We start from the raw sequence: 23,192 nt of genomic DNA, 5'->3' as shown, positions 1-23,192 counted from the left end.
GGATCCTCATGGAACAGTCGACCGTAGACGCGGTGATCCGCGGCCTCGAGAAGGCCGGTGTCAGCACCGTGTGTTACCTCCCCGATTCCCTGTTCAAAGAGCTGTACCCCGCGCTCGATGCGCATCCGACCATCCGGACCGTCCAAGTCACCAACGAAGGTGAAGGCGCCGCCATCTGCGGTGGACTGTTCCTGTCCGGCAAACGCGGCGTGCTCATCATGGAGAACTCCGGTCTCCGCGCCTCCGTCGAACCGCTGGCCCGGATGGGTCTCGGAGCGGGGATCCCCGTCATCATGCTCATGAGCTATCGTGGTGAACTCGGCGAAAACAACTGGTGGGCAGTGCCACACGGGATCACGATGGAGCCGATCCTCGACGCGCTGCGCATCCCGTACCGCATCGTCCGAGAAGAGGATGCGATCGAACGTGCAATCCACGACGCATTCGAATGGTCCTACTCGGCCTACCACCATTCCGCCATCGCCCTCGGAGGAGGGCTCGTCCGATGACCACCATGCGCATGACCCGATTCGAGTGCATGCAGGCGCTCGCAAACCGACTCGAGAACGAACTGGTGATCCTGTCCCTGGGTGCCAGCGTCGACGAGTGGTACAACGCCGCACCACACATGCGACAGGCAAGCCTATTCCAGCAGCAGCTCGGCTGCGTCACCCCGCAGGCGTTCGGACTCGCGGTGGGCCTGCCCCACCGCCGGATCATCTCTCTCGACACCGACGGCGGAATGCTGTTCAACCTGGGTATTCTCGCGACACTCGGCAACGAGCGGCCCAGCAACCTCTTCACGGTGGTGTGGGACAACGAGTGCTACCAATCGATCGGCGGCCCGCCCACCCACACCGCGCTCGGAAATGTCGACATCGCCGCCATCGCACGCGGATCCGGAGTGGAACAGGCCTACACGGCAACGACTCTCGAAGAGTTCGAGAAGCATTGTGTGGCGGGCCTCGCCGCGGAAACGCCGTATGTGCTCGTCGCGAAGGTCTCGAGCACGGTCCAGCCCGGCATCAAGCGCAAGCACAGCGACGGCCGCGAGGACAAGTACATCTTCGTCCGCCATGTGGAGGCGACGGAGAACATCACGATCATGGGCCCCAGTGAACACAACTGACGGCTACGACTACGTCGTCGTCGGGGGCGGGTCCGCGGGGTGCGTCCTCGCGGCCCGCCTCACCGAGGATCCCGACGTCACGGTGCTGCTGCTCGAGGCCGGTCCGGACCACGCCGGAGCCGACTCGCTCGATGCACCCGGGGCCTGGGCATCCCTTCTCGGTGGTGAATACGATTGGGGCTACCACTTCACCGCGAATCCGCTGCTCGACGGACGCGAAGTGCCGATCCCGCGGGGACGTGTGCTCGGCGGCTCGAGCAGTATCAACGCGATGCTCTGGTACCGCGGACACGCGTCGGACTACGACGCGTGGGAGACGGCGGGCGCGAAGGGCTGGAACTACGCGTCGCTGCTTCCCTACTTCCGGCGCGCCGAGGACTGGGAGGGCGGTGCGAGCGCGGAGCGCGGCGCAGGCGGCCCGATCCGCATCACCACGCCGACGAAGCCCCACCCCGTTGCCACCGGATTGCTGGACGCCGCAGCCGAACTCGGTATGACCGTACTGGACGACTGCAACGGTCCCGACATCGAGGGTGCCGCCCTCGCGAACCTCAACATCGACGACGGGCATCGCGGCAGCACCGCCCGTGCCTACCTCGATCCGGTACGGGCCCGGCCCAATCTCACGGTCCGCACCGACGCGACCGTCACCGAACTCATGTTCGCCGGGACTCGGTGCGCCGGTGTGCGATACCGCTCTCACGGTATCGACGTCGAGGTCCGCGCGCACGCCGAGACGCTGCTGTGCGCGGGCGCGATCACCAGCCCACATCTGCTGCTCCTCGCCGGCATCGGCGATCCCGAACACCTTGGTGAACACGGTGTCACTGTCCGCGCGGATCTGCCCGGTGTCGGACGCAATCTCCAGGATCACCCTCTGCTGATGGGCGTGAACTTCCGGTCCCGCGTTCCGCTGGGGCCGGTGCGGGACAACGGCGGCGGAGCGATCCTGAACTGGCGATCCGACCCGTCCCTCGACCTGCCGGATCTACACGCATTCATCGTGCAGGGGCCGCACGCGACCCCGGAGGTGGCGAAGCGGTACGACGTCGCCGGTGACGTCTTCGCCCTCTCCCCCGGGCTCATGCGGTCCCGCAGCGTCGGGCGACTGTCCTTGCGTTCCGCCGACTCCGAGGTCGCACCCGACATCGACCCCCGCTACCTATCCGATCCACGCGACCTCGACGCCCTCGTCTCGGGCCTCGATCGCATCTTCGACCTCGCCGACACCGCAGCATTGCGTGGCCTGATCGACGCACCCGCTGCGCCCGAGCGTCGACTCGGCCGGGCCGAGGCGGAAGCGTTCGTCCGAGCAAGCTGCTCGACGTTCTTCCACGTCGGCGGCACCTGCGCGATGGGTGTCGGGCCCGATGCGGCCGTCGATCCCGAGCTGCGGGTATACGGTTTCGACGGGCTGCGCGTCGTCGACGCATCCGTGATTCCGATATTGCCGTCGTGCAATACGAACGCACCCGTCATCGCTCTCGCGGAACGCGCCGCCGCGTTGATCAGAGGATACGGGAGGACCCCGTCATGACCACGGCACTGTGCGACGATCCCGTAGTCCTCGACCGCTGGTACCCGGTCTGCGCGGAGAACGAACTCGAGGCCGCCACAGTCGCCACGACACTACTCGGCGTCGACCTCACCTGCGGACACGATCAGGACGGCCATCCCGTCGTCCACACGGCGGAACGTGAACTGCCGGTGCGTACGAAGTTCGGATTCGTGTGGACCACACTCGGTACGCCTGTCCGCGACGTCTTCACGATCGACGAAGCCGACGAGCCCGACCGTCGGTACGTCGCGTGCGGATGGGTGACACTCAGATCGTCCCCCGGCCGCGTCGTCGAGAACTTCCTCGACATGGCCCACTTCCCGTTCGTGCACACCGGGATCCTCGGCGGTGAGGCCGCCACCGAGGTTGCCCGCTACAACTGGGAGATCCGCAAGGACACCGATGAAGTCTGGGCCACCGACTGCAAGTTCTTCCAGCCTCAGATGTCCGCGGCGTCGGAAGGCACCTTCGCGCATCTGACCTACCGCGTACCGGATCCATATCAGGTGATGCTGTATCGGATTTCACCGTCCGACGAGACACGTCGCGATGCCATCGCGTTGTTCATCCAGCCGATCACGGAAACGTTGTGTCGTGCACAGCCGGTGATGTATCTCGTCGATCCTGATTCGACCCACACCGACCTGACCCAATTCGAGCAGGTGATCTTTCTGCAGGACCGCATCATCGTCGAGAACCAGCGGCCGCTGTTGCTTCCGCTCGATCCCCGTGACGAGATCCCCACCCGGGCAGACGCGTCCTCGGTCACCTACCGTCGCTGGCTCAAGGCCAAAGGGCTGCGATGGGGAGCCCTCCCGTTCCGGCCCGTCCACACCGCAGGAGTACAGCCATGACCACCAGCATCGCACCTCGGCACAGCGCCGCATTCCTCGGCGACGACAAGCGCCTGCTCATCGACGGGCGGTGGATCGCAGGAGCGGGACCGCCATTCGAGACCTCCGATCCCGCCACTGGCACTGTCCTCGCCACACTGTCCTCCGCCGGCCCCGACGATGTGGACGCAGCGGTCGCAGCGGCACACGCCGCGCTGCACGGCGAGTGGCGAAGGTGGACACCCGCTGCGCGCGCTCGGGTGCTGTGGCGCATCGCTGATGCCATCGATGCTCATGCCGACGAACTGGCCGAACTCGAGACCCTCGACCAGGGTAAATCGTGGGCGACGTCCCGATTCGCGGAGATTCCCTCGGCAGCAGAACAGTTCCGGTACTACGCCGGATGGGCGACTAAGATCACCGGCACCACGATCACACCGTCGATCACCTACCAGCCACTCGGGAAACGGGTGGTCGCGCAGACGGTGCGCGAACCGGTCGGGGTGGTCGCGGCGATCGTCCCGTGGAATTCGCCGATGCTCATGGCGGCGATGAAGCTCGCACCGGCCCTCGCGGCGGGATGCGCCGTCATCCTCAAACCGGCCGAAGCAACCTCGCTCAGTGCACTGCGTCTCGGTGAGCTCCTGGTCGAGGCCGGCGTACCGGCCGGCGTCGTCGGGGTTCTCACCGGAGACGGCACCGTCGGCGCGCGGTTGGCGTCCCACCGTGATGTCGACAAGGTGACGTTCACGGGGTCCACCGCGACCGGGCGGGCACTGACGGCTGTATCCGGCGCGAGCAACCTCAAGCGGCTCACGCTCGAACTCGGCGGAAAGTCTCCCGTCCTGGTCTTCCGGGATGCCGACCTCGACACGACCGTCCCCGGTATCGCGCGGGGCATCTTCTCGAACTGCGGCCAGGTGTGTGTCGCCGGATCGCGTGTCTACGCCGAGCGGTCGGTGTACGAGCAGGTGGTGGACGGCCTGTCCGCTGCTGCGGGGTCACTTCGTCTGGGCCATGGGCTCGACGAGCGCACCGACCTCGGTCCACTCGTGAGCCGGCGGCACCGGGACACCGTGGCGTCGTATGTCGACGACGGTGTGCGCGGCGGGGCGACGGTCGTCGCCGGGGGTCGTGCGGTGGGTGAGATCGGCAGCTTCTACGAGCCGACCGTCGTCGTCGATGCCGCCCCCGACCTGCCGATGATGCGAGAAGAGATCTTCGGCCCCGTCGTCACCGTCGCCCCGTTCGACGACGCCGAGGAGGTCATCGCCTGGGCGAATGACACCGACTACGGTCTGGCCGCGAGCGTGTGGACGTCGGATCTCTCACGCGCCCATCACGTCTCCGACGCGATCCGTGCCGGAACCGTGTGGATCAACTGCCACTCCTATTTCTCCCCCGAGCTGGTCAAGGGCGGGCACAAGGAATCCGGGTGGGGTTACGAGAACGGTGCAGCGGGGCTGGAGAACTATCTCGAGACCAAGACCGTCTGCCTCACGGTCTGATCCGTCGCCCCCTCCGGGCCGAGCCGGCACAACGCGCGCCGGGCCGCGACAGGTCTCTACGAATCCTGCTTGTCCTTGAGGTAATCATGCGTCGCATCAAAACGCGAGAGCATGTATTCACCCGCTTCGATCGGAGGGTAGATCGGTTCTGCCCCGGGCTCGACGCAGGTCGGTATCGCTTCGATCACGGCGTGGAAGTCCGGGGCGACGAAGTACGGGATCGAATACCGATGCGCACCCACCGGATTGAGTACCCGATGGCGTGTCGATACGTAGCGGTGATTCGTCCACCGGGCGATCATGTCCCCCAGGTTGACGATCAGGGCGTCGGGTGGGGTGACGACGTCGATCCATCCCCCTCCCCGTGCGGCCACCTGTAATCCGCCGATGTCATCCTGCGCGAGCAGGGTCAGCGAGCCGTAGTCCGTGTGTGCACCGGCAGCCGGCGTGAGATCGCCGGCAGGGGCGGGCGGATAATGCAGCATCCGCAGCGAGGCAATGGGATCGGTGAACACCGGCTCGAACGTATCGGCTTCCAGGCCGAGGGCGAGGGCAAGTCCACGCATCAGGTGAGCATTGATATCGAGACAGGCATTCGAGTACTCCTCGGCGACTCCCTTGAATTCTGGCATCAGCGAGTCAGGCCACTGGGCGGGTCCGTGCAGGGGTGTGCCCGCCATGACGTCCGGATGGTCCGGGCCGCGGTCGATGGTGATGTCGAGCGCTTCCTTGCTGTCCGCTCCGAGTGCAGCATTGAGAGTTTCGGCCTTGGGAGGAACGTATCCACTGTGGCAGGACGACTTACCGATCCAGATCTGCATCTTCTCGTCTGCCGGCAGCGCGAAGAACCGTCGCGCCTGCTCCATCATCGCAGCGCGGAGCTCGGAGGCGAGTCCGTGACCCGTCACGACGAAGAATCCGAGGTCGGTGCAGGCTGCATCGAGAGTATCGGCAACCGCGAGGGGGTCAGCCCCGTCGCGTAGCGGGCGCAGATCGATGATGGGAAGCGAGTCCATGGCGTTCTCCAGACACGAGGCGAATGATCGCTATCAGTTAATTCTTGCGGCGCTACCGCCTCGTCTCGTTCCTGTGAGATCCGCGTTACGGATGTTCGGGTGCCGCTCCCACGCACAGCACGACGTGCGCGGGTTCCGCACCCCTGTGGGCCCATTGCATCTCGGTTCCAGCCGCGGCGAACAAGCAATCCCCCGCGACGAGAACGACGGGTTCACGGTCTCGTACCTGCACCTCGAGACTGCCACCTGTCACCACCACGACGAGGTCGTCCGCGCGACGGAACCAGCCGCTGACGTCGTCGTCCGATCCGATGAGATACTGGTAGACCTCGGAGATCACGCCGTTCCCGCGCGCCAGCCACGTCACGGGTGCGGTCGGAGTACCGGTCACTGCCTGCGGAATGCGCCCCTCTGCGCGCACCACCAGGACATCCGCGTCGGGCGCGGGGTCCAGGAAGCTCGACGGTGATCGCCCGAGCGCATCGGCGATCTTGTACAGGGTCGCGAGCGACGGCGCGTTCAGTCCCCGCTCCACCTGACTGAGAAAGGCCTGACTGACGCCCGCCCGCTCCGCCAATGCCCTGGCACTGAGACCATCCCGCTTACGGGCGGCGCGAATCGCAACTCCGATTCGCGCGACGCGATCCTCTTCCGGCACAACACCCCTCCGCTTCATCCGCACATGACGTCCGAAACACAATCGTCACGATTCGGTCATCGCCGGTCAACTATGCACCTGCAGAGTTCCAACTTAACGAATAGCGATTACCTGGAAGGTCTCATCGCATGGTGACAGCAGTATCCCCGGCCGGCACCACCGACACCCTCGACATCGAGAGCCCCGGCCACGCCGAGGGAGTCGTCATGCACGGCATCCATCGTTCGTTCGGCGAGAACGTCGTCCTGCGCGACGTGTCGCTGCACATCCATCCTGGCGAGGTCTATGCACTTCTCGGTGAGAACGGCGCCGGAAAGTCCACGCTGATGCGCATTCTCACGGGCCTGCTCCCCCCGGATACCGGCGACATCGCTGTCGACGGCCTGCCCCTCGCCGCCGGCGGGCGCGACCGCATCGCCATGGTTCACCAGCACTTCATGCTCGTGCCCAGCATGACCGTGGCCGAGAACTTCCTGCTCGGACGGTCTCGCGGCGTCGTCGGGCGGAGTCGCCTGCGCAGGATGGGCGAGGACATCGCCGCGCTGGCCGACGACGCCGGTCTCGCATGCACGCCCGACGCCCGCGTCGAGACGCTGTCGGTCGGCGAGCAGCAGCGTGTCGAGATCCTCCGCGCCCTGCACCTGGGGGCCCGCTACCTACTCCTCGACGAGCCCACCGCGAATCTTGCTCCCACAGAGATACATTCACTGCTTGCGCAGGTACGACGCCTTGCCACCGATCTCGGTGTAGGAATCGTGCTGATCACGCACCATCTCGAAGAGGTCATCGAGGCCGCCGACCGCGTGGGTGTGCTGCGCGGGGGCAAGCTCGTCTCCGAGAAGCCCGTCGCCGATGTCACGACCGCGGAACTCGCCCGCGACATGGTGGGCCGCGATGTCGGGCTCGGAATCCGCCGAGCCGCCGCCGAGCCGGCGGGTCACCGCATGCTCGAACTCGTGAGCGTGTCGGTGCCCGGTCAGCTCGACGATGTGAACCTGCGGGTCCGCGCAGGCGAACTTGTCGCGGTCGCAGGGGTCGAGGGCAACGGCCAGTCCGCGCTCGAGGACGTGCTCTCCGGCCTTGCGGCCGACTCGTCCGGCGCAGTCTGCATCGACGAGCGTGAGATCGACACGTCCAGCCCGCGCGACCTCCGAGAGGCCGGTGTCGGCGTCGTGCCCGCCGACCGCTATACCCGTGGACTGGTCAAGTCCCTCGGCATCGATATCAACCTCGCCGTCGACAGCTACACCACGCCCCCTCTGGCACAGCGGTGGGGACGTGTGTCGCGCACCGTCATTCGACAACACGCCGAGCGGATCATCTCGGCATTGTCGGTGAAAGCCCCGAGCCCGCGCACCCTCGCCGGAACACTGTCCGGCGGCCACGCCCAGCGCGTCGTGCTCGGCCGGGTCCTCGACGGCGAACCGGACGTCCTCGTCGTCGCACAGCCCACCCGAGGCCTCGACATCGGCGCCACCGAATTCGTGTGGGACACCCTCGTGGAACACCGCTCCCGCGGCGCCGCGATCCTTCTGATCTCCTCGGACCTCGACGAGGTCTGCAGTCTCGCCGACCGCGTCGTCGTCCTCTACCGCGGGCGCATCGTCGCCGAATTCGACGAAGGACCGTTCGATCGCGAAGCCATCGGCTCCGCGATGGGCGGATTCCAGGAGGCTGCTGCATGACCGCCACTCTCACTCCACCGGGATCGGCGCCGGTCACCGATCCCGCAACGACATCGCGACCCAAGAGGTTCGCCGCCTCGGCCGCAATCCCGCTGCTCGCCGTGGCGGCCGGCCTCTCCGTCGGCGCCGTCCTCATCCTTCTCGCAGGCGGAAATCCGATCGACGCCTACGCGACGATGCTCGACGCGGCACTCGGCGGCGACACGGAGCTCGGGCGCCTCCTGACAGGGATGACTCCCCTCGTGCTTATCGGCCTCGGATACGCGATCGCCTACCGCACCGGGTTCATCACCATCGGCGCGCAAGGGCACTACGACATCGGTGCGATCACGGCCGCGGCGGTGGTACTCACAGTCCCGCTCAACTCGGGCTGGGTCGCGATCCCCGTCGTCGCCGTCCTCGCGGCATCCGCGGGTGCTTTCGTCGGTGGGATCGCCGGCGTCCTCAAGGCCAGGCTGGGCGTGAACGAGATCATCTCGTCGCTCATGCTCAACTACCTGGTCTTCTACGGCCTCGCGTGGGCGGTACGGAAACCGCTCGCCAATCCGAACGGATTCACCCCGGAGTCCGAACGCATCCCCGATTGGGCGATGCTCGCGACCATTCCCGGCACCCGCATCCACCTCGGAGTGTTCGTGGCCATCGCCGCGGTGCCGCTCGTGTGGTGGCTCATGCGCTCGACGCGGTTCGGGTTCGCGTCGCAGGTGGTCGGCGAGAGTCCCTCTGTCGCCGCAGCCAACGGCATCCCCGTGTCCCGGATCATCATCACCTCCGCACTGGTCAGCGGCGCACTCGGTGGCATCGCAGGGGCGATCATGTTGCTCGGCAGCGAGTTCCGTCTGTCGCTGGCGGTGTCGTCGGGCATAGGGTTCACCGCGATCGTGGTGGCGCTGCTCGGCCGACGCAATCCCTTCGGCATCGTCCTCGCGGCGGCTCTGGTCTCGGGGCTCACCCTCGGCAGCCAGGCCGTGCAGCGAACCCAGGAGATCCCGGCGTCCATCGGAACCGTCGTGCAGGCCGTGATGATCGTGACGGTGCTGCTCGCCAACAGAATCGTGGAGCGTGCCCGATGAACTGGTCCGAGGTCCTGGGCGTCGGTGCGCTCGTCCCGCTGCTCACCGCGGCACTGCGGCTGGCCGCCCCCATCATTCTCGCTGCGGCAGGAGCCTGCCTCGCCGAACGTTCCGGCCTGATGAACCTCGGTATCGAGGGACAGATGATGGTCGGTGCGGTCGCGGCCTTCATCACCACCTACTACACCGGGCAACCGATGATCGGAGCCGTGGCCGGTGCTGTGGCGGGCCTGCTCACGGCTGTGCTGGTCGGATACCTGACCATCACAATGGCGATCGACCAGATCATCACCGGCATCTCAGTGGTGATCCTCGGTTCGGGTCTGGCAGCCTTCCTGTATCTCCAGGTGTTCGGCATCACCGGCACGCCGCCTCGCATCGAAGGCACCGCACCGCTCGATCTGCCCGTGCTGTCCGACATTCCCGTCCTCGGCCCGATCCTGTTCTCACAATCCCCGCTCGTGCACATCGCGCTGCTGCTGGTCGTCGCGCTGTGGTGGCTGCTCTCCCGCACGGCGTTCGGTCTCTCGGTGCGCGCGGCGGGTGAGAGCCCGGATGCCGCCGACTCGGTCGGCATCTCCGTTGCGCGTACGCGGTGGATCACGCTGCTGATCTCCGGTGCGGCAGCCGGCATGGCCGGCGCCCTGGTCGTCGACGGCCTACGTTTCTTCCAGGACGGCATCACCGGGGGTCGCGGCTGGATCGCACTCGGTGTCGTGATCCTGGCCCGATGGAATCCGCTCGGCGCCATGGCCGGAGGCTTCATGTTCGGTCTCGTCGACGCGTTCCAGCTGCGGGTTCAGGCCGCATCGGGTGGACAATCCACATCGGTGCCCTACGAGTTGTTCCAAGCGATGCCGTACGTGGTGACGCTGCTCGCCGTCGTCGTGACCACCGTGTGGTTTGCCCGCGGTAATGCCCCGAAAGCACTCGGGGTTCCTTTCGTTCCTGCCAAATAGATGTCCCGTCAATCGGATTCACACCGTCGAATCCGTCGTGCCCCTCTAGGAGAATCAGTGAAGAAACTGGGTACCGCCATCGCCGCAGCAGCCGTTGTCGGTGTGGCCGTCACGGGATGTTCGAGTTCCGATTCCGGCGACGATTCGTCGACGTCTTCCGATGGTGTCGTCAAGGCTGCCATCGTCACCTCCGGCCCCGTGAACGATCTGGGCTGGAATCAGGGCATGGTCGAGGGCGCCGAGAAGCTCGAAGCCGAAGGACTCTTGGATCTTACGGTAGTCCAGCAGGATTCGGGTGCGACGTCCGAGCAGATCGCACAGATCGTCACCGACCTCGCCGAGGACGGTAATCAGCTCATCGTCGGGCACTCGTTCAACTACGGCGAACCCATCAAGGGCATCATCGCCGACTATCCGGACGTACTGTTTGCGTATGCGGGAGGTTTCGGGGACATCACCGAGAACCTGGCGGACTACAGCCAGCCGTTCTACGAGGGCGCCTTCCTCTCCGGCATCCTCGCCGGTGATCTCACTGAATCGGGCATCCTCGCCGGCACCGCCGGTTTCGAGATCCCGGTGTGCAAGGCCCAGATCGAATCGTTCGCCGACGGCGCGCGGCTGACCTATCAGGGCGAAGGCGAGATCCAGCTCAAGCCCGCATACATCGGCGGATGGTCCGATGCCGCAGCCCAGACCCTCGAAGCCGTCAACGCCCTCGTAGACCAGGGCGCCGACCAGTTCACCACGTGCGGCGTCGACGCAGCCACCATCGAAGGCGCCAAGCAGCGAGGTGCCTACGTCGCGGGATACGCGATGGACCAGACTCCGCTCGCCCCGGAGAACGTCGTGTCGTCCATCGTGTGGAACCTCGACGAAGTGCTTCGCGCGATGATCACCGACGTCGAAGCGGGCGATATCGATCCCGCGAAGTACTACGAGGTGGACTTCGCTGAGGGCGGCGTCGACGTCGTGATCAACCCGGCGTTCGCCGACCGCATCTCACCCGAGGCGATGGCACTGTTCGAGGAATACCGCGACAAGATCAAGTCCGGCGAGTACCAGGTCGAGTACAAGGGCGGCGAGTAGAGAAATTCAGCACCGCTCGGCGTGCGGGTGGGGGAAACAAGGTTTCCCCCACCCGCACGGCGTCCCGTTGGTCGAACCAACGGAAAACCAGGCAAGTGGGGGCAATTCGTCGACTGCTATGCGAGCGAGGAGCACCACCGAACAATTGCGGCGGCAAGCTCATCGGCGGCAGACAACTGCGGCGCATGGTCCGATTCGAGGGTCACGACGGACGCACCGGGTGTGAGCCGCTGCATCTCCCTCTGGGTTACGATCGGAACCGAACGATCCAGTGTCGCTTCGATGTACAGGCGCGGAATGCTCCCGAAGCGTTCGGCCGTCCACGTCGGCGCCATGAGCCGCGCGGTCTCGAGTTGCGGAACGAGCCGGCGCGCGGCACCGATCGTATCGGCGGCACTCGCTTCATGGAAGAACACCGCCGCACCCGCTTCCGGCGGGACAACGGTGCCGCGTCCGTCCGGTGTGGGCTCGAGCCACGCGGAGATACCCACAGGCGGAAGAAGTCCCATCCCGCTGCACAGCATTCCGAAATCGACACCGGACGGCAGCATCATTCCCGCGACGTACGCGACACCGGTCACGCGGTCGGTCAGCATCTCCACCACCTGCGTGACGACGATGCCGCCGCCGGAGTGCCCGACGAGAACCACGTCCTCGTCGAGCTCGATCACGTAGTCGGCGACCACTCCGGCGACATCGTCGAGGGTGACGTCATCCGCGCCCCACTCCCCGACCCCGGGTAGCGACAGCGCGTGGGGCGTGCACCCGGCGGCGCGGAGCGGGGCCAGGACCGTGTCCCACACCCAGCTGCCTGCCCACGCACCGTGCACCAGTACGACATGACTCATGCGTTCATCGCGTCCGTCGCCGCCAGAACTCGGGCGGCTTCTCTCACTGCAGCGGTGTTAGCCTTGCCCTGACGCGATCCCGCGAGCTTCGCTTCGATGTGGTCGCGCACGGTGATCGGCTCGTAGCATTCGTCGTCGACGAACTCCGGCAACGTGGAGATAACCGCGTCGACGTTGCCGTCGTGGAAGAACGCCACCGAGCGTCGCCGCTGGATCGTGCCGTTCACAATGGGCGGCTTGACCCGGTGCAGGGTGGACATCCAACGGTCGTTGGTGATGCGGGCGGTGAGGTCGCCGAGGTTGACGAGCAACGCGCCCGGCTTCGGTGCGACGTCGTGCCACACACCAGCGCCGTCGAGAACCTGCAACCCCGCGACACGGTCGGCCCACAGGACGGTCACCAGACCGAAGTCGGTGTGTTCGCCCATACCGGTGAGATCCCCGTCGAGAGTTACGGTGCCTTCGGGCAGTGCGTAGTTGTTCATCCTCAGCACGTCGATCGAGTGATCGGTCAGCCGTGCAAAGTAGTCCGGCTCCTGGCCGAGCGCATCCGAGAAGATGTGCGTGAGAGTTCCGGCGACCCTGGACGCCTCCGCGTAGTAGGCCTGCACCCGATCCTGGAAGCCTACGACCGCCGGCCACAGGTTGAGGCCGTAGTCGTCCTCCGACAGGTCGAGGTCGGCGAACGAGCGTGCCTCGGTGCCGACGTTGAACGCTTCGAAGAAGTCGTTCATCTTGCTTGCAGACTCCACGCCGAGGCTCAGACTCAGTGCTTCGCTCTTGGGTGGGCTGTAGCCTCGGTTGGCGCCCTCGACCCGGTACTGCTTCTTCTCGTCGAGCGACAGACCGAAGAAGTCGTCGACTGCGCCGGCCAATCCGTCGACTACGTCGTCCGGGATTCCATGCCCGAGGATCTGAACGAATCCGACTCTCGTACAGGCATCGTCGATCTCGCGGGCCACCCGGGTGCGATCGGCATCGCTGCCGGCACGCACGTACGGGCCGATGTCGACGGCGGGCACATCGAAGGTGTCAGATGTGTGCGGGTTCATTGGCAACTCCGGTCCGGGAAGAGGATTCGGGCGAGGGGACGGGGGTATCGCGACGAACGGCGGCGCGAGCCGACGTTCCGAGCCGGGTGTGGTTGAACAGCAGGTTCAACGAGAATGCGGTGATCGCTGCAAGCGTGATGCCGCTCCCGAGGATGATCTGTGCGGCCGAGGGGAAATGCTCGAACAGTCCTTCGGCGAATTCTGGCAGTAGGCCGACACCCACCGCGACGGCAGCGATGGTGGAGTTGATCCGGTCAGACATGTCGACCTTGCGCAAGGTCTCGATGCCGACGAGCGCCACCGTTGCGAACAGGATGAGGCCGACACCTCCGATCACCGGCTGAGGCAAGGCCGCGACCACCGAACTCGCCTTGGGTAGTGCACCGAGAACGATGAGCATCACGCCGGACGTGGCGGTGACGTATCGGCTGTGAACGCGTGTGGTGGCGACCGCTCCGACATTCTGGTTGAAGACCGTGTCGACGAAGGCGTTGAAGACGCCGCCGAGAACGGCGGACAGTCCGTCACCGGCGAGTCCGCGAGCGATGTCGGCTTTACCCAACCGCTTCCCCGTGATCTCGCTCAGGGCAAGCATGCTCGCGGTGGACTCGGCGAACACGACAGCCATGACGATGCTCATCGCGACGACCGCAGTGATGGGAAACTCGGGAGCACCGAAGTGGAACGGCGCAGGAAATCCCAGCCACGCAGCCTCCGAGACCCCGCCCACATCGATCATGCCGAGCGGAAACGCGAGCGCAGTGCCCGCGAGAAGTGCGATGAGCACCCCGAGCTGCGACCAGATTCCGCGGCCGAGACACAGGAACCCCACCGCGACGGCGATCACCACACCTGCAAGCATGATGCTGGTGGGTGACGCGAAGTCCGGTGACGAAACGTCGTTGCCCACGATGAGGCCACCCGCGACACCGATGAGCGAGATGCCCACCACCGTGAGCACCGCGCCGGTGACCAGCGGCGGAAAGAACCTGACGATCTTGGCGAACGGCCAGGCCAGTGCAAGACCCACGATGCCGCCGACGAGCATCGACCCGTACACGGCCTGCAGTCCGTACTGGTTCGCGATGAGGATCATCGGTGTCAGGCCGGCGAAGGTGGCGCCGCAGATGATGGGCAGACGCACACCGACGAGCTTGCCCACACCGAGGCTCTGGATGACGGTGATGAGGCCGGCGATCAGCAGGTCGGCGCTGATGAGCATTGCGATGGTGTCGCGGTCGAGTCCGACTGCGGCACCGAACACGAGCGGCACCGTGACGCACCCGGTGTACATGATCAGGACGTGCTGGAGCCCGAACGCGAACTGCCGGAGGAACGGTAGCTTCGCGTCGACGGGGTGTACTGCTGTGTCCATGTGGATGCTCCAGTTCGGATACAGGGCCGTATACGCTGACGAGTACATCGTCGGCCCTGGAGTTTTCGAACTCGAGTCCGATTGTTTCGTAACCGTAAGGAAGGGCTCACCGCCACCCGGCAGGGGCTATTTCAGGTGCCCGTTGACCCGCAAGCGAGCGATGCCACCGTCCGGATACACATCGAGCCGGACGAACTTCACCGGGACGTCGGAATCGACACGGAACCGGTGTCGGCAATCCGGTAGCAGCCCGGTGCGAGGAATCAGTTCGATCCATGCCGACTCGTCCGACAGCTCTGCCTCCGTGGAAATTCCACTCAGCCGTGCAAAGCCGGGGGCATTACCCACGAAGTAGGAGGTGTCGATCTCGACGTGCTCGACCCGGCCCTCCCCCACCAGACGCACGACGACGTAGTCGTTGCCGTCGTCGCGGCGGCGCGCGTTCTCCCAGCCCTCCCCCATGTGGCGAGACCGGCCGGGGGCGATGATGTTGCGCGGCGACGAATAGAAACGGTTGGAACACGCGACGACGTCGGCGCCGTTCTCGAGCGCGGCCAGGTCGATGGTGCCGGTCAGGAAAGCCGGGTCCGGCCGAGCTTCCCCGTGCACCCGAAACCGTGCCACCCCGCCGTCCGGAAAGATGTTGAGGCGCACATGCGTCCACCTGCGCCCATCTTCCACCGGGAAGGCGTTGGCGGCGTCACCCTGGAGTGGCACACGGTCGAGGATCGGCCCCCACGGCGCGTCGAGCAGTTCCTGCTCCGTCGGGTACCCGTCGAGAGCGACGCCGTCGATCGACGCGAAAGGTGGGAAATTGCCGGTGAACCAGGCGGTGTCGACCACGATTCCTCGTACGATTCCCGGAACCCCGAGTCTCACGATGGCGAAGTCGTGGCCCGGCTCCCGGCGACGGCGGGTCTCCCAGCCGTCGTATACTTTGCCTTTGTGCCCGAACTCCGCGGGATCGAATGTCGGCAGGCCGGGAGAGATGAGATTCTCGCGGCCGGCGAAGAACTCGTCATTCGCGTAGACGACGGCTCCTGCGAGTTCACGGGAAGCCAGGTCGGGCAGCTGCAGAAACTCCGCGGTGGTCAAAGGTAGTCCTTCCGAGTCAGGAGGGCGCCGCGCGGCGCCGGGTCGCGAGTGGGGTCGAGGGTGACGGTCAGCGGCTCCCCCGCGAGCCAGGTCTGCCGGACGACACCGGCGAGTGCGCGCTCCGCGTAGGGAGTCACGGCGTTGCGGTGGTGCAGTCGCTCGGGGAAGACGACGAATGCGGCGTCGGGCGCGAAGACACACAGGTCGGCGATGCTGCCGACAGCAATGACTCCTCGGTCGTCCAGACCGACGAGTTCCGCTGTACTGCCGGCCATCCAGCGACACACGTCGACGAGGGTGTGCCCACGCCTGCGCGCTTCCGACCAGACGATGGAAAGACCGAGTTGCAGCGACGAGATGCCGCCCCACGCAGCCCCGAAATCGCCGCTGACGAACTTCTTCAGTTCCGGTGTGCACGGCGAGTGGTCGGACACGATGCAGTCGAGGGTGCCGTCGGCGAGGGCCCGCCACAGACGCTCCCGGTTGCGTGCCTCACGGATCGGCGGGCAGCATTTGAAATGCGTCGACCCGTCGAGGATCTCCTCACTGAACAGCGACAGATAATGCGGGCAGGTCTCGGCCGTGATCGGCACGCCGTCTGCCTTCGCAGCGGCGAGGAGCGGCAGGCTGCCGGCGTCCGACAGGTGCAGGATGTGGACCCGGCAGCCCGTCTCCCGAGCGCCTTCGATCACCTGCGCAATGGCGCGGGATTCGGCCACGGGCGGCCTCGAGTCGAGAAAGTCGTCGTACTTCCTTCCGGCGGGCGGGGTTTGTGCATCGAGGGTCGGGCCGTCCTCGGCGTGCACGATGAGCAGTCCGCCGAATCCTGCGATGACGCGCATCGCGTCGAGCATCTGCTGCCCGTCGAGCGGTGGGTATTCGTCGAGTCCCGAGTATGCGAGAAAGCATTTGAACCCGAATACCCCTGCATCCCAGAGCGCTTCCAGCTCATCCGGATTTCCGGGAACAGCACCACCCCAGAATCCGACATCGATCGTCACCCTGTCTGCCGCGACCTTCCGCTTCACCTCGAGTGCCCCGACGTCGGTGGTCGACGGGATCGAATTGAGGGGCATGTCGATCAGGGTGGTGACGCCTCCTGCGGCGGCGGCACGGGTGGCGCTCGCGAAACCCTCCCATTCGGTACGGCCGGGTTCGTTGACATGCACGTGGGTGTCGACCAGGCCGGGAAGCAGCACCTCGTCGTCGGCGAGGAGCACTTCGCGGGCACCGGAAGGTGACGCGCTGTCGTACTCGTCGATAGCGGTGATCCTGCCGTCGCGGATGTGGACGGCACAGCTGCGTTCCTGATCGCCGACGACGGCGCGGCGTGTGCGGATGACTGTGTTCACTGCACCGCCCCCGACGCCCTGAGCGCGATGAGTTCGCCGAGCCCCACACCTGCGTGTCCGGATATGTCTGCGTCGGTGATCGCGCCGCACGCGTGCCCACGGAGCAGGAACGATGCGAGGGCGCGGGCCGTGGCAGGTTCGTCGAGATAGCCCGAACTCTTCCCGGGGTCGAGATAGGCGCCGACACGCGCGCCCGCAACAGGGAGCGACCGACGGTAGAAAGCAAAAGTCGCGGCGAACCGGGTGGGGAGCTGCGCCGGGTGCAGGTCCCACCCCTGGTAGAAGCCGCGGCGCAGCGACCGGTCGACGAGTTGTGCGTGCAGTCCCCAGGCCGCGCGGATGTCGTCCTCGGTGCCGACGGGGAGCCGATTGGTCGAGCCGTCGGACAGCCGCACGCCGGTTCCTGCCGCCGCGACCTGCATGGTCGCCTTGGCATGGTCGGCGACGGGATGGTCCATCGCCTGGTATTCGGCGGCGATGCCACATGCAGCCGAGTAGTCGTACGTGCCGTAGTGCAGAGCGGTACATCGCCCGTTCGCGGCGCGGATCATCGTCGCGACCGCGGCGGTTCCGTCGGGACCGCAGATGGACTGGGGCGTCTCGATCTGGATCTCGAACCCGAGTGGCGCGGTGAGTGAATACGTCCGATCGAGGTACTCGCACACGGTGATCATGGCCCTCACCTGCTCCGGTGTGGTGACCTTCGGCAATGTGACGATGAAACCGTCGGGGAGAGCATTCTTCTCGGTAAGAGCAGCAATGAAGGCATCGAGGGTGCGCAGTCCGCGATGTCGGGTCGAGGCCTCGAAGGATTTCATCCGGATTCCCGCGAAGGGGGTCACGCCGGGGTCGGCGGCGAGCGCTGCGGCCGCCCGTGCGCAGTGCTCGTCTTCGTTCCGGTCGCGATCGGCGACACCGCGCTGGACGAATCCGTCTTCGAAGTCGATCCGCAGGTCCTCGATCGGCTCGCTCCGCAGTTTCGCTCGGACCAGGGGCAGGACCGCGTCGGCGATCTCCGGCTCGATGCCGGTGACGGCAGCGAGATCGGAAGGGCCACTGATATGGGCATCGAGGGTGCCGAGTGCTTCCGCTCCCCACCGCGAGACCATCTCGGCGTCGTACCGGTCTGCGGGCACGTACACGGTGTGCACCGGTTGTCGGGCGCCGGTATCGCCGGGGTAGGTCGCGGCGTATGCGGCGTCGACGTCCACGAGCTGATTGTCGAGCGCAGCGGCGAGCGTATCCAGTTCGGTCAAGCCGACCACTCCTGTCCTGCATCCACCGCTGTATACGGCGTGATGCACCGACGGTATCGAGGGCAGGTCATGCGTTCCGTTAACTGACGTTACGGACCGGTTACAGCCTCGGCCAGGGTGGTCATGAAGTGCATCGGTGTTCGTCGAGAGCGGAAGTGAGCCCACTTCGCGGTCCGCGGCGCGACAATGGACCGCATGGAACCGGAGCCACGGAACGTCGTCGATCTCGGAGCCGCGCGCGCCGCCCGGGAGCCGCGGCTTCTGCGTCAGGTCTACGGCGAGGTCCTCCGCAACGAGCGGCGCGACCAGGACCGCAGCCTCGACGATGTCGCCCGCGCAGTGGGGATGTCGAAGCAGTATCTGTCCGAGATCGAGCGCGGGCGCAAAGACCCGTCGTCGGAGATACTCGGTTCTGTCTGCAATGCGCTGGGTATGCCGGTGGAGCAGCTCCTCGAGCAGGGAATTCGCCGCATGTCTGCACATCGCGCGATCGGGACCACGCAGCAGACAACCGTGGAACTGCGCGCGGCCTGACTGCTGATCCGTGAAGCGAATCAACAGATTTCGACACTTCGGTCTCCGGATTCGTTGCACAGTGTCACAATCGGCAGGGCAAGCAACCATCCACACGTGAGAACTCACGTTGCCGACTCGTGAAGGAGAGGCATGTACCGGAAGGCTCCCGGTCTCGTCGTCACCTCGTTCGTCGCCGCCACCGCTGCTGCTGCTCTGACACTGAGCGCAGGCGCCGCCCACGCGAACCCTCTGGGGTCCCTCGACCTCGATCCACCGGCCGATCCCGTCGAAACACCGTTCTGCAGCATCGAATACCCCGACCCCAACCAATTCGACCGCACCGACACCAGCGACGTGACGGTCTCCTCTCAGGAGGGCGGGCTGGTGCGGTTCACGTTCCACACACGGTCGCAGACCACGGCACCGTACACACAGGCCGCGTCGGTGACCTGGGCGAATCTCGACAGCGGGATCAGCGGTGTCGGCGACACCTCAGCACGAGTCGGAGCGGGTGAGACGACCCTCACCGTGCCGGTGCAGGAGACGGGCCCGGGTCGCATCACCGCCGTCGCACGGGTCACCAACACTGCAGACAACGGGCAGGACGTCACCACACTCGATTGTTCCTCCGAGTACACAGTGCCCTGACACGCCTCGTTCTCACTGTCCTAGCCATCGTCGCGGTTGACGATGATGTGGTCGGCGAGCCCGTAGGCGACGGCCTCTTCCGGAACGAAGATGCGGTCGCGGTCGGTGTCGCGGCGAAGTTGCTCCACGTCGCGCCCGGTGTGCGCCGAAAGTATCTCCTCGGTCTGTGCGCGTACCCGCATCACCTCCGCGGCCTGCAACGCGAGATCGGAGATGGTGCCCTGACCCTGCGACGATGGCTGATGGAGCAGCACTCTCGAATGCGCGAGCACATGCCGTCGTCCTTTTGTGCCGGCAGCCAGGAGAACAGCCGCGGCCGACGCAGCTTGCCCCATGCAGTAGGTCGCGACCCCGGCCCGCAGGAACTGCATGGTGTCGTAGATCGCGAGCATCGCTGTGGTCGATCCACCCGGCGAGTTGACGTACAGCCCGATCTCCCGGTCGGGCGACTCGGCTTCGAGGTGCAGCATCTGGGCCATCACGACATTCGCGACACCGTCGTCGATCTCGGTGCCGAGGAAGATGATCCGCTCGTTGAGGAGTCGGCTGAAGACGTCGAACGACCTCTCCCCCGCCGGCGTGCGTTCGATGACGTTGGGGATCGTGTACGAGTTCATCGGACGCCCTCCCGCCGATCGGCGAACAACCCGAGCGGACGTGTCGCCGCAAACGGGGCGATTTCTTGCAGCGAGCCCACGACGGCGTCGACGATGCCGTACTCGCGAGCCTGATCTGCGGTGAACCACCGGTCGCGGTCACTGTCGCGGGTGATCTCCTCCACCGAACGCCCCGTGGCGTCGGCGAGGATCTGCTGCGACTGCTGCTTCATGTATTCGAGGTGCTCGGCCTGGATAGCGATGTCGACTGCCGTACCGGCGAACCCGGCGGACGGCTGGTGCATCATGATGCGACTGTGCGGCAAGCTCAGCCGCTTACCTTTCGATCCCGACGCCAGGAGCACCTGACCCATGCTCGCGGCGAAACCGACCGCGACAGTGACGACGTCGTTGGGAATCAGCCGCATGGTGTCGTAGATCGCCATCCCGGCGAGGACCGATCCTCCCGGAGAGTTGATGTGGAGGACGATGTCGCGCCTGTCGTCGTCGTTGGCGAGGAGCACCAGTTCCGAGCAGACTCGTTCGGCCATCTCGTCGTCGACTTCGCCGGTGAGGAGGAGAGTGCGGTGCCGGAAGAGTCTTTCGACGAGGGTGTCGCGATACGTGGATGTTCCATTCGTTGCCATGCAACCACCCTCGCCGCCGTCGGCGTGAATCGGTCCGTTTGTCCGCCCAGGGCAGACGGCGCCCCCGGAGCGCGGCCTCCGCCCCGAAACATGTGCCATCGGTCACACAAGCGTTGGGAGGCCCGGATCCGGGTAGTCGAGAGTTGTCACGTCGAGTTTTCGATCGATGTGAATTCGTCGGTAGATCACCGACTCTTCCAGTGCGAAGGAGGCGAACGCACGATGACCGAGAACCGTACCGCCGCGTTGCTCACACAGTTGCGCACACTCCACGAACTGACCCATGCCGAGACTCAGGTTGCCGAGACCCGCGTCGCTCAGGCCCGTACCGAAGCGGTACGCAAGGAACTGACCGAGAACGCGGAGAACTGCCGGATCCGCGCGATTGCCGTCGAAGAAGCCCTCCGCGACCTCGGTGGGTTCCCGGATGTCGTGGGGCCGTTCCTCGGCCGAGCTGCCGTCATGGTGAAAACCCTTGCAGAGCAGGCTCAGCCGTTCGACGAAGCGCTGTTGTCGGACCTCGCGCTCGAGCATGAGCTGCTCGACCGTGCCCGATACGTGAAGGCGCTGGCCACCGCGGACAACCAAATGCCCATCGTGTCGCTGGCCGACCGCCTGATCACGCCCCACACGGCCACGGTGGAATGGCTGACCACCGTCCTCGCGGAGGAAGCCCTCGGTGGCCCCACGGCTCTGCGCCGCACTCTCCTCCAGGCTGCGGCCGGTGCGGCGGTGCGGCTGGTCAATACGCCGGTCACCTGGTCCGCCCGCGGAATCGACCGTGCGATCGATGTCGCACGCTCGACGCGACCCCGAATCGAATCGCTGCTCTCGCGCAGCGCGCATGCCGGTGACGTCGCAGCCACGACGATCGGTGCGTCGCGCGACGCGGCCCTCGAGACAGCCGAGCGCGTGAGCCGGCGCGAGGGGGCACAGGGGGCGGCAGACGCCCTGCACACGGTCCGGAGCCAATCGGGAGTTCTGGCCCCGGAGGAATTGCCGATCCTTGACTACGACGATCTCACCGTCCCCAAGGCCGTGGAGGCGGTCAAAGAGCTGACCGAGCCCGCAGACATTCGCGCCATCGTGGCATACGAGGAAGCCCACAAGGCGCGGCACGGCGTTGTCTCGGCTGCTCAGACCCGTCTGGCTGCCATTGCGCAGGACGTGGTCGGCGTCTGATCGCCCCCCGCGTAGCGGCAGTTCCGTCACGATCGCCGGGTTGCGGTTCGGACCCGACGATCGTCTCGGGCTGTTCCGTGTCGCCGGAACCCATAGTGGGTACGTCATCCGTACGCCCCGCGAAAGGAAACTCCATGACCGATGTCCTGTTCGTCGTCAGCGCAGCCGATCACTGGACTCTCCAGGACGGCACCCGTCATCCCACGGGTTTCTGGGCTGAAGAACTCGTGGAGCCCTACACCCACATTCACCGAGGCCGGCTACACCGTGCCGTCGACGAACGATTCGGTGAACTCGTGCGGCATTTCGTCGAGTCCGACAAGATCGGCGCGACGGTATGCCACGCACCCGCAGCGCCGCTGCCCGCGTTCGCGTCAGGAGGGCGCTGATTGTTCGAAGGCTACCGATTGACGTCCTTCACGAACCTCGAGGAGGTACGCCGACAAGGCCCCCTGGTGCGGCAGGACCGGCTCCAGGAGGCCGGCGCGCTGTTCTCGTCCGGCGATGCGTGGGAACCACACGTGGTGGTCGACCGAGGCCTGTACACGGGTCAGAACCCGGCGTCGTCGCGCCCGCTGGCCGACGCGTCGTCGCCGAAGTCTCACCTTGACAGCCGGTACAACCAGTTCCGAATCGGGCCTCACGAGCAGTCCATCACTGGACTACAGTTGGCCCACCATGCCCGATCTCTTCGGAATCAACCATCTGACGCTGTCCACGAACGACCTCGACCGGCTCGTGACGTATTACACGGAATTACTCGGCGCAGTGCTCGCATTCGAGCGCGCCGCAACGCCTTCCGGTCCTCGGATCGCAGTCATCGATGTCGGCGGGGACGACCACCTGATGATCGTCGAAGCTGCTATCGCCCCCACAAAGGACCTCGATTCCCTCGGCAAGGCAGGTTGGGGGTTGCGCGTGCGGACACACGCCCAGCTGTGTGAGGTTCGCGAACAGATCCTGCGCGCCGGGTTGCCGGTCGGCCAGATCGAGACACTGCCCACGCAATGGACGATGACAACCTTCGATCCCGATGGACGCCCTGTGGATGTTCGAGCCCATCGGCCCCGCATCATGTCGCGGTCACGAACCACTGGCTGAGGGCGGACCTCGGGTTTCA

Annotated in this window: 23 protein-coding genes and 1 pseudogene; 14 read left to right on the top strand and 10 right to left on the bottom strand. The window is 65.8% G+C overall.

The genetic code is table 11. The annotated features are described in order from the left end of the window. The first annotated feature begins 8 nt into the window (after positions 1 to 8). Genes EV641_RS09020 through EV641_RS09000 form a run of 5 tightly spaced genes read left to right on the top strand, consistent with a single transcriptional unit; the run spans position 9 to position 5,028 of the window. Positions 9 to 509, top strand: coding sequence for a thiamine pyrophosphate-binding protein (locus tag EV641_RS09020; RefSeq protein WP_132471546.1), 501 nt, complete (start codon positions 9 to 11; stop codon positions 507 to 509). Beyond that, positions 506 to 1,129, top strand: a complete 624-nt coding sequence (locus tag EV641_RS09015) for a thiamine pyrophosphate-dependent enzyme (RefSeq protein ID WP_199233192.1) — start codon at positions 506 to 508, stop codon at positions 1,127 to 1,129. The genes EV641_RS09020 and EV641_RS09015 overlap by 4 nt, the downstream gene beginning before the upstream one ends. After that, positions 1,116 to 2,666 carry a GMC family oxidoreductase N-terminal domain-containing protein gene (locus EV641_RS09010; protein ID WP_199233191.1) on the top strand — a complete coding sequence of 517 codons (1,551 nt, stop codon included), beginning with the start codon at positions 1,116 to 1,118 and terminating at the stop codon, positions 2,664 to 2,666. The genes EV641_RS09015 and EV641_RS09010 overlap by 14 nt, the downstream gene beginning before the upstream one ends. After that, positions 2,663 to 3,541, top strand: a complete 879-nt coding sequence (locus tag EV641_RS09005; protein WP_132471544.1) for an aromatic ring-hydroxylating dioxygenase subunit alpha — start codon at positions 2,663 to 2,665, stop codon at positions 3,539 to 3,541. The genes EV641_RS09010 and EV641_RS09005 overlap by 4 nt, the downstream gene beginning before the upstream one ends. Beyond that, entirely contained in the window at positions 3,538 to 5,028 is a 1,491-nt protein-coding gene (locus EV641_RS09000; protein WP_054713234.1) for an aldehyde dehydrogenase family protein, read from the top strand. The genes EV641_RS09005 and EV641_RS09000 overlap by 4 nt, the downstream gene beginning before the upstream one ends. A gap of 56 nt (positions 5,029 to 5,084) precedes the next feature. Here EV641_RS09000 and EV641_RS08995 read toward each other — a convergent pair whose 3' ends face one another. Together EV641_RS08995 and EV641_RS30095 are read right to left on the bottom strand one after the other, a co-directional pair. Further along, positions 5,085 to 6,044, bottom strand: coding sequence for a 2-oxoglutarate and iron-dependent oxygenase domain-containing protein (locus EV641_RS08995; protein WP_132471543.1), 960 nt, complete (start codon positions 6,042 to 6,044; stop codon positions 5,085 to 5,087). An 85-nt stretch (positions 6,045 to 6,129) separates the two neighbouring features. After that, the gene (locus EV641_RS30095; protein WP_054713233.1) at positions 6,130 to 6,702 is read right to left on the bottom strand and encodes an XRE family transcriptional regulator; all 573 of its coding nucleotides are present in this window, start codon (positions 6,700 to 6,702) and stop codon (positions 6,130 to 6,132) included. A gap of 128 nt (positions 6,703 to 6,830) precedes the next feature. On the opposite strand from EV641_RS30095, the gene EV641_RS08985 reads away from it, so the two are divergent. From EV641_RS08985 to EV641_RS08970, 4 genes are read left to right on the top strand one after another with little or no spacing between them, the layout of a single operon-like run. Beyond that, positions 6,831 to 8,387, top strand: coding sequence for an ABC transporter ATP-binding protein (locus EV641_RS08985; protein WP_132471541.1), 1,557 nt, complete (start codon positions 6,831 to 6,833; stop codon positions 8,385 to 8,387). Further along, positions 8,384 to 9,460 carry an ABC transporter permease gene (locus EV641_RS08980; RefSeq protein ID WP_132471540.1) on the top strand — a complete coding sequence of 359 codons (1,077 nt, stop codon included), beginning with the start codon at positions 8,384 to 8,386 and terminating at the stop codon, positions 9,458 to 9,460. The genes EV641_RS08985 and EV641_RS08980 overlap by 4 nt, the downstream gene beginning before the upstream one ends. Further along, on the top strand, positions 9,457 to 10,419 hold the full coding sequence (locus tag EV641_RS08975; protein ID WP_132471539.1) for an ABC transporter permease: 963 nt from the start codon (positions 9,457 to 9,459) through the stop codon (positions 10,417 to 10,419). Before EV641_RS08980 ends, EV641_RS08975 begins: the two co-directional genes overlap by 4 nt. Positions 10,420 to 10,476: 57 nt before the next feature. Beyond that, positions 10,477 to 11,505, top strand: coding sequence for a BMP family protein (locus tag EV641_RS08970; protein ID WP_241996985.1), 1,029 nt, complete (start codon positions 10,477 to 10,479; stop codon positions 11,503 to 11,505). Positions 11,506 to 11,621: 116 nt separating this feature from the next. Here EV641_RS08970 and EV641_RS08965 read toward each other — a convergent pair whose 3' ends face one another. The 6 genes from EV641_RS08965 to EV641_RS08940 all read right to left on the bottom strand — a co-directional run bounded on the left by EV641_RS08965 (position 11,622) and on the right by EV641_RS08940 (position 18,492). After that, positions 11,622 to 12,353 (bottom strand): alpha/beta fold hydrolase, encoded by a 732-nt coding sequence (locus EV641_RS08965; RefSeq protein ID WP_132471538.1) that lies wholly within the window; start codon positions 12,351 to 12,353, stop codon positions 11,622 to 11,624. Further along, complete coding sequence (locus tag EV641_RS08960; protein WP_132471537.1) at positions 12,350 to 13,405, bottom strand: 2-oxoglutarate and iron-dependent oxygenase domain-containing protein; 1,056 nt, start codon at positions 13,403 to 13,405, stop codon at positions 12,350 to 12,352. The genes EV641_RS08965 and EV641_RS08960 overlap by 4 nt, the downstream gene beginning before the upstream one ends. Further along, on the bottom strand, positions 13,386 to 14,780 hold the full coding sequence (locus EV641_RS08955) for a nucleobase:cation symporter-2 family protein (RefSeq protein WP_132471536.1): 1,395 nt from the start codon (positions 14,778 to 14,780) through the stop codon (positions 13,386 to 13,388). Before EV641_RS08955 ends, EV641_RS08960 begins: the two co-directional genes overlap by 20 nt. A 126-nt stretch (positions 14,781 to 14,906) precedes the next feature. Further along, the gene (alc, locus tag EV641_RS08950) at positions 14,907 to 15,875 is read right to left on the bottom strand and encodes an allantoicase (RefSeq protein WP_054713231.1); all 969 of its coding nucleotides are present in this window, start codon (positions 15,873 to 15,875) and stop codon (positions 14,907 to 14,909) included. After that, entirely contained in the window at positions 15,872 to 17,227 is a 1,356-nt protein-coding gene (gene allB / locus EV641_RS08945) for an allantoinase AllB (RefSeq protein WP_054713230.1), read from the bottom strand. Before allB ends, alc begins: the two co-directional genes overlap by 4 nt. Next, positions 17,224 to 18,492 carry an aldolase gene (locus EV641_RS08940; RefSeq protein ID WP_241996984.1) on the bottom strand — a complete coding sequence of 423 codons (1,269 nt, stop codon included), beginning with the start codon at positions 18,490 to 18,492 and terminating at the stop codon, positions 17,224 to 17,226. The genes allB and EV641_RS08940 overlap by 4 nt, the downstream gene beginning before the upstream one ends. A gap of 186 nt (positions 18,493 to 18,678) precedes the next feature. Here EV641_RS08940 and EV641_RS08935 point away from each other — a divergent pair, with 186 nt between their 5' ends. Together EV641_RS08935 and EV641_RS08930 are read left to right on the top strand one after the other, a co-directional pair. Continuing rightward, positions 18,679 to 19,017 (top strand): helix-turn-helix transcriptional regulator, encoded by a 339-nt coding sequence (locus EV641_RS08935; RefSeq protein WP_241996982.1) that lies wholly within the window; start codon positions 18,679 to 18,681, stop codon positions 19,015 to 19,017. A gap of 132 nt (positions 19,018 to 19,149) precedes the next feature. Next, positions 19,150 to 19,647: a hypothetical protein gene (locus EV641_RS08930; protein WP_054713229.1), complete on the top strand. Its 498-nt coding sequence runs from the start codon at positions 19,150 to 19,152 to the stop codon at positions 19,645 to 19,647. Between the two features lie 20 nt (positions 19,648 to 19,667). Here EV641_RS08930 and EV641_RS08925 read toward each other — a convergent pair whose 3' ends face one another. Continuing rightward, on the bottom strand, positions 19,668 to 20,264 hold the full coding sequence (locus EV641_RS08925) for an ATP-dependent Clp protease proteolytic subunit (protein WP_132471533.1): 597 nt from the start codon (positions 20,262 to 20,264) through the stop codon (positions 19,668 to 19,670). Further along, complete coding sequence (locus tag EV641_RS08920; protein ID WP_132471532.1) at positions 20,261 to 20,890, bottom strand: ATP-dependent Clp protease proteolytic subunit; 630 nt, start codon at positions 20,888 to 20,890, stop codon at positions 20,261 to 20,263. Before EV641_RS08920 ends, EV641_RS08925 begins: the two co-directional genes overlap by 4 nt. A gap of 222 nt (positions 20,891 to 21,112) precedes the next feature. Between EV641_RS08920 and EV641_RS08915 the strand changes: the two genes are divergently transcribed. The 3 genes and pseudogenes from EV641_RS08915 to EV641_RS08905 all read left to right on the top strand — a co-directional run bounded on the left by EV641_RS08915 (position 21,113) and on the right by EV641_RS08905 (position 23,173). Beyond that, positions 21,113 to 22,072, top strand: a complete 960-nt coding sequence (locus tag EV641_RS08915; protein ID WP_199233190.1) for a ferritin-like domain-containing protein — start codon at positions 21,113 to 21,115, stop codon at positions 22,070 to 22,072. Between the two features lie 134 nt (positions 22,073 to 22,206). Then, positions 22,207 to 22,656 (top strand): annotated as a pseudogene (locus EV641_RS08910) (hypothetical protein); the annotation flags it as partial. Positions 22,657 to 22,750: 94 nt separating this feature from the next. Next, positions 22,751 to 23,173: a VOC family protein gene (locus EV641_RS08905; protein ID WP_132471530.1), complete on the top strand. Its 423-nt coding sequence runs from the start codon at positions 22,751 to 22,753 to the stop codon at positions 23,171 to 23,173. Positions 23,174 to 23,192: the final 19 nt, after the last annotated feature.

Source organism: Rhodococcus sp. SMB37 (assembly GCF_004345605.1).
Lineage (GTDB): Bacteria > Actinomycetota > Actinomycetes > Mycobacteriales > Mycobacteriaceae > Rhodococcus.
Note: the sequence above shows the minus strand (reverse complement) of the source record. Positions and strands in the feature narration are given on the sequence as shown.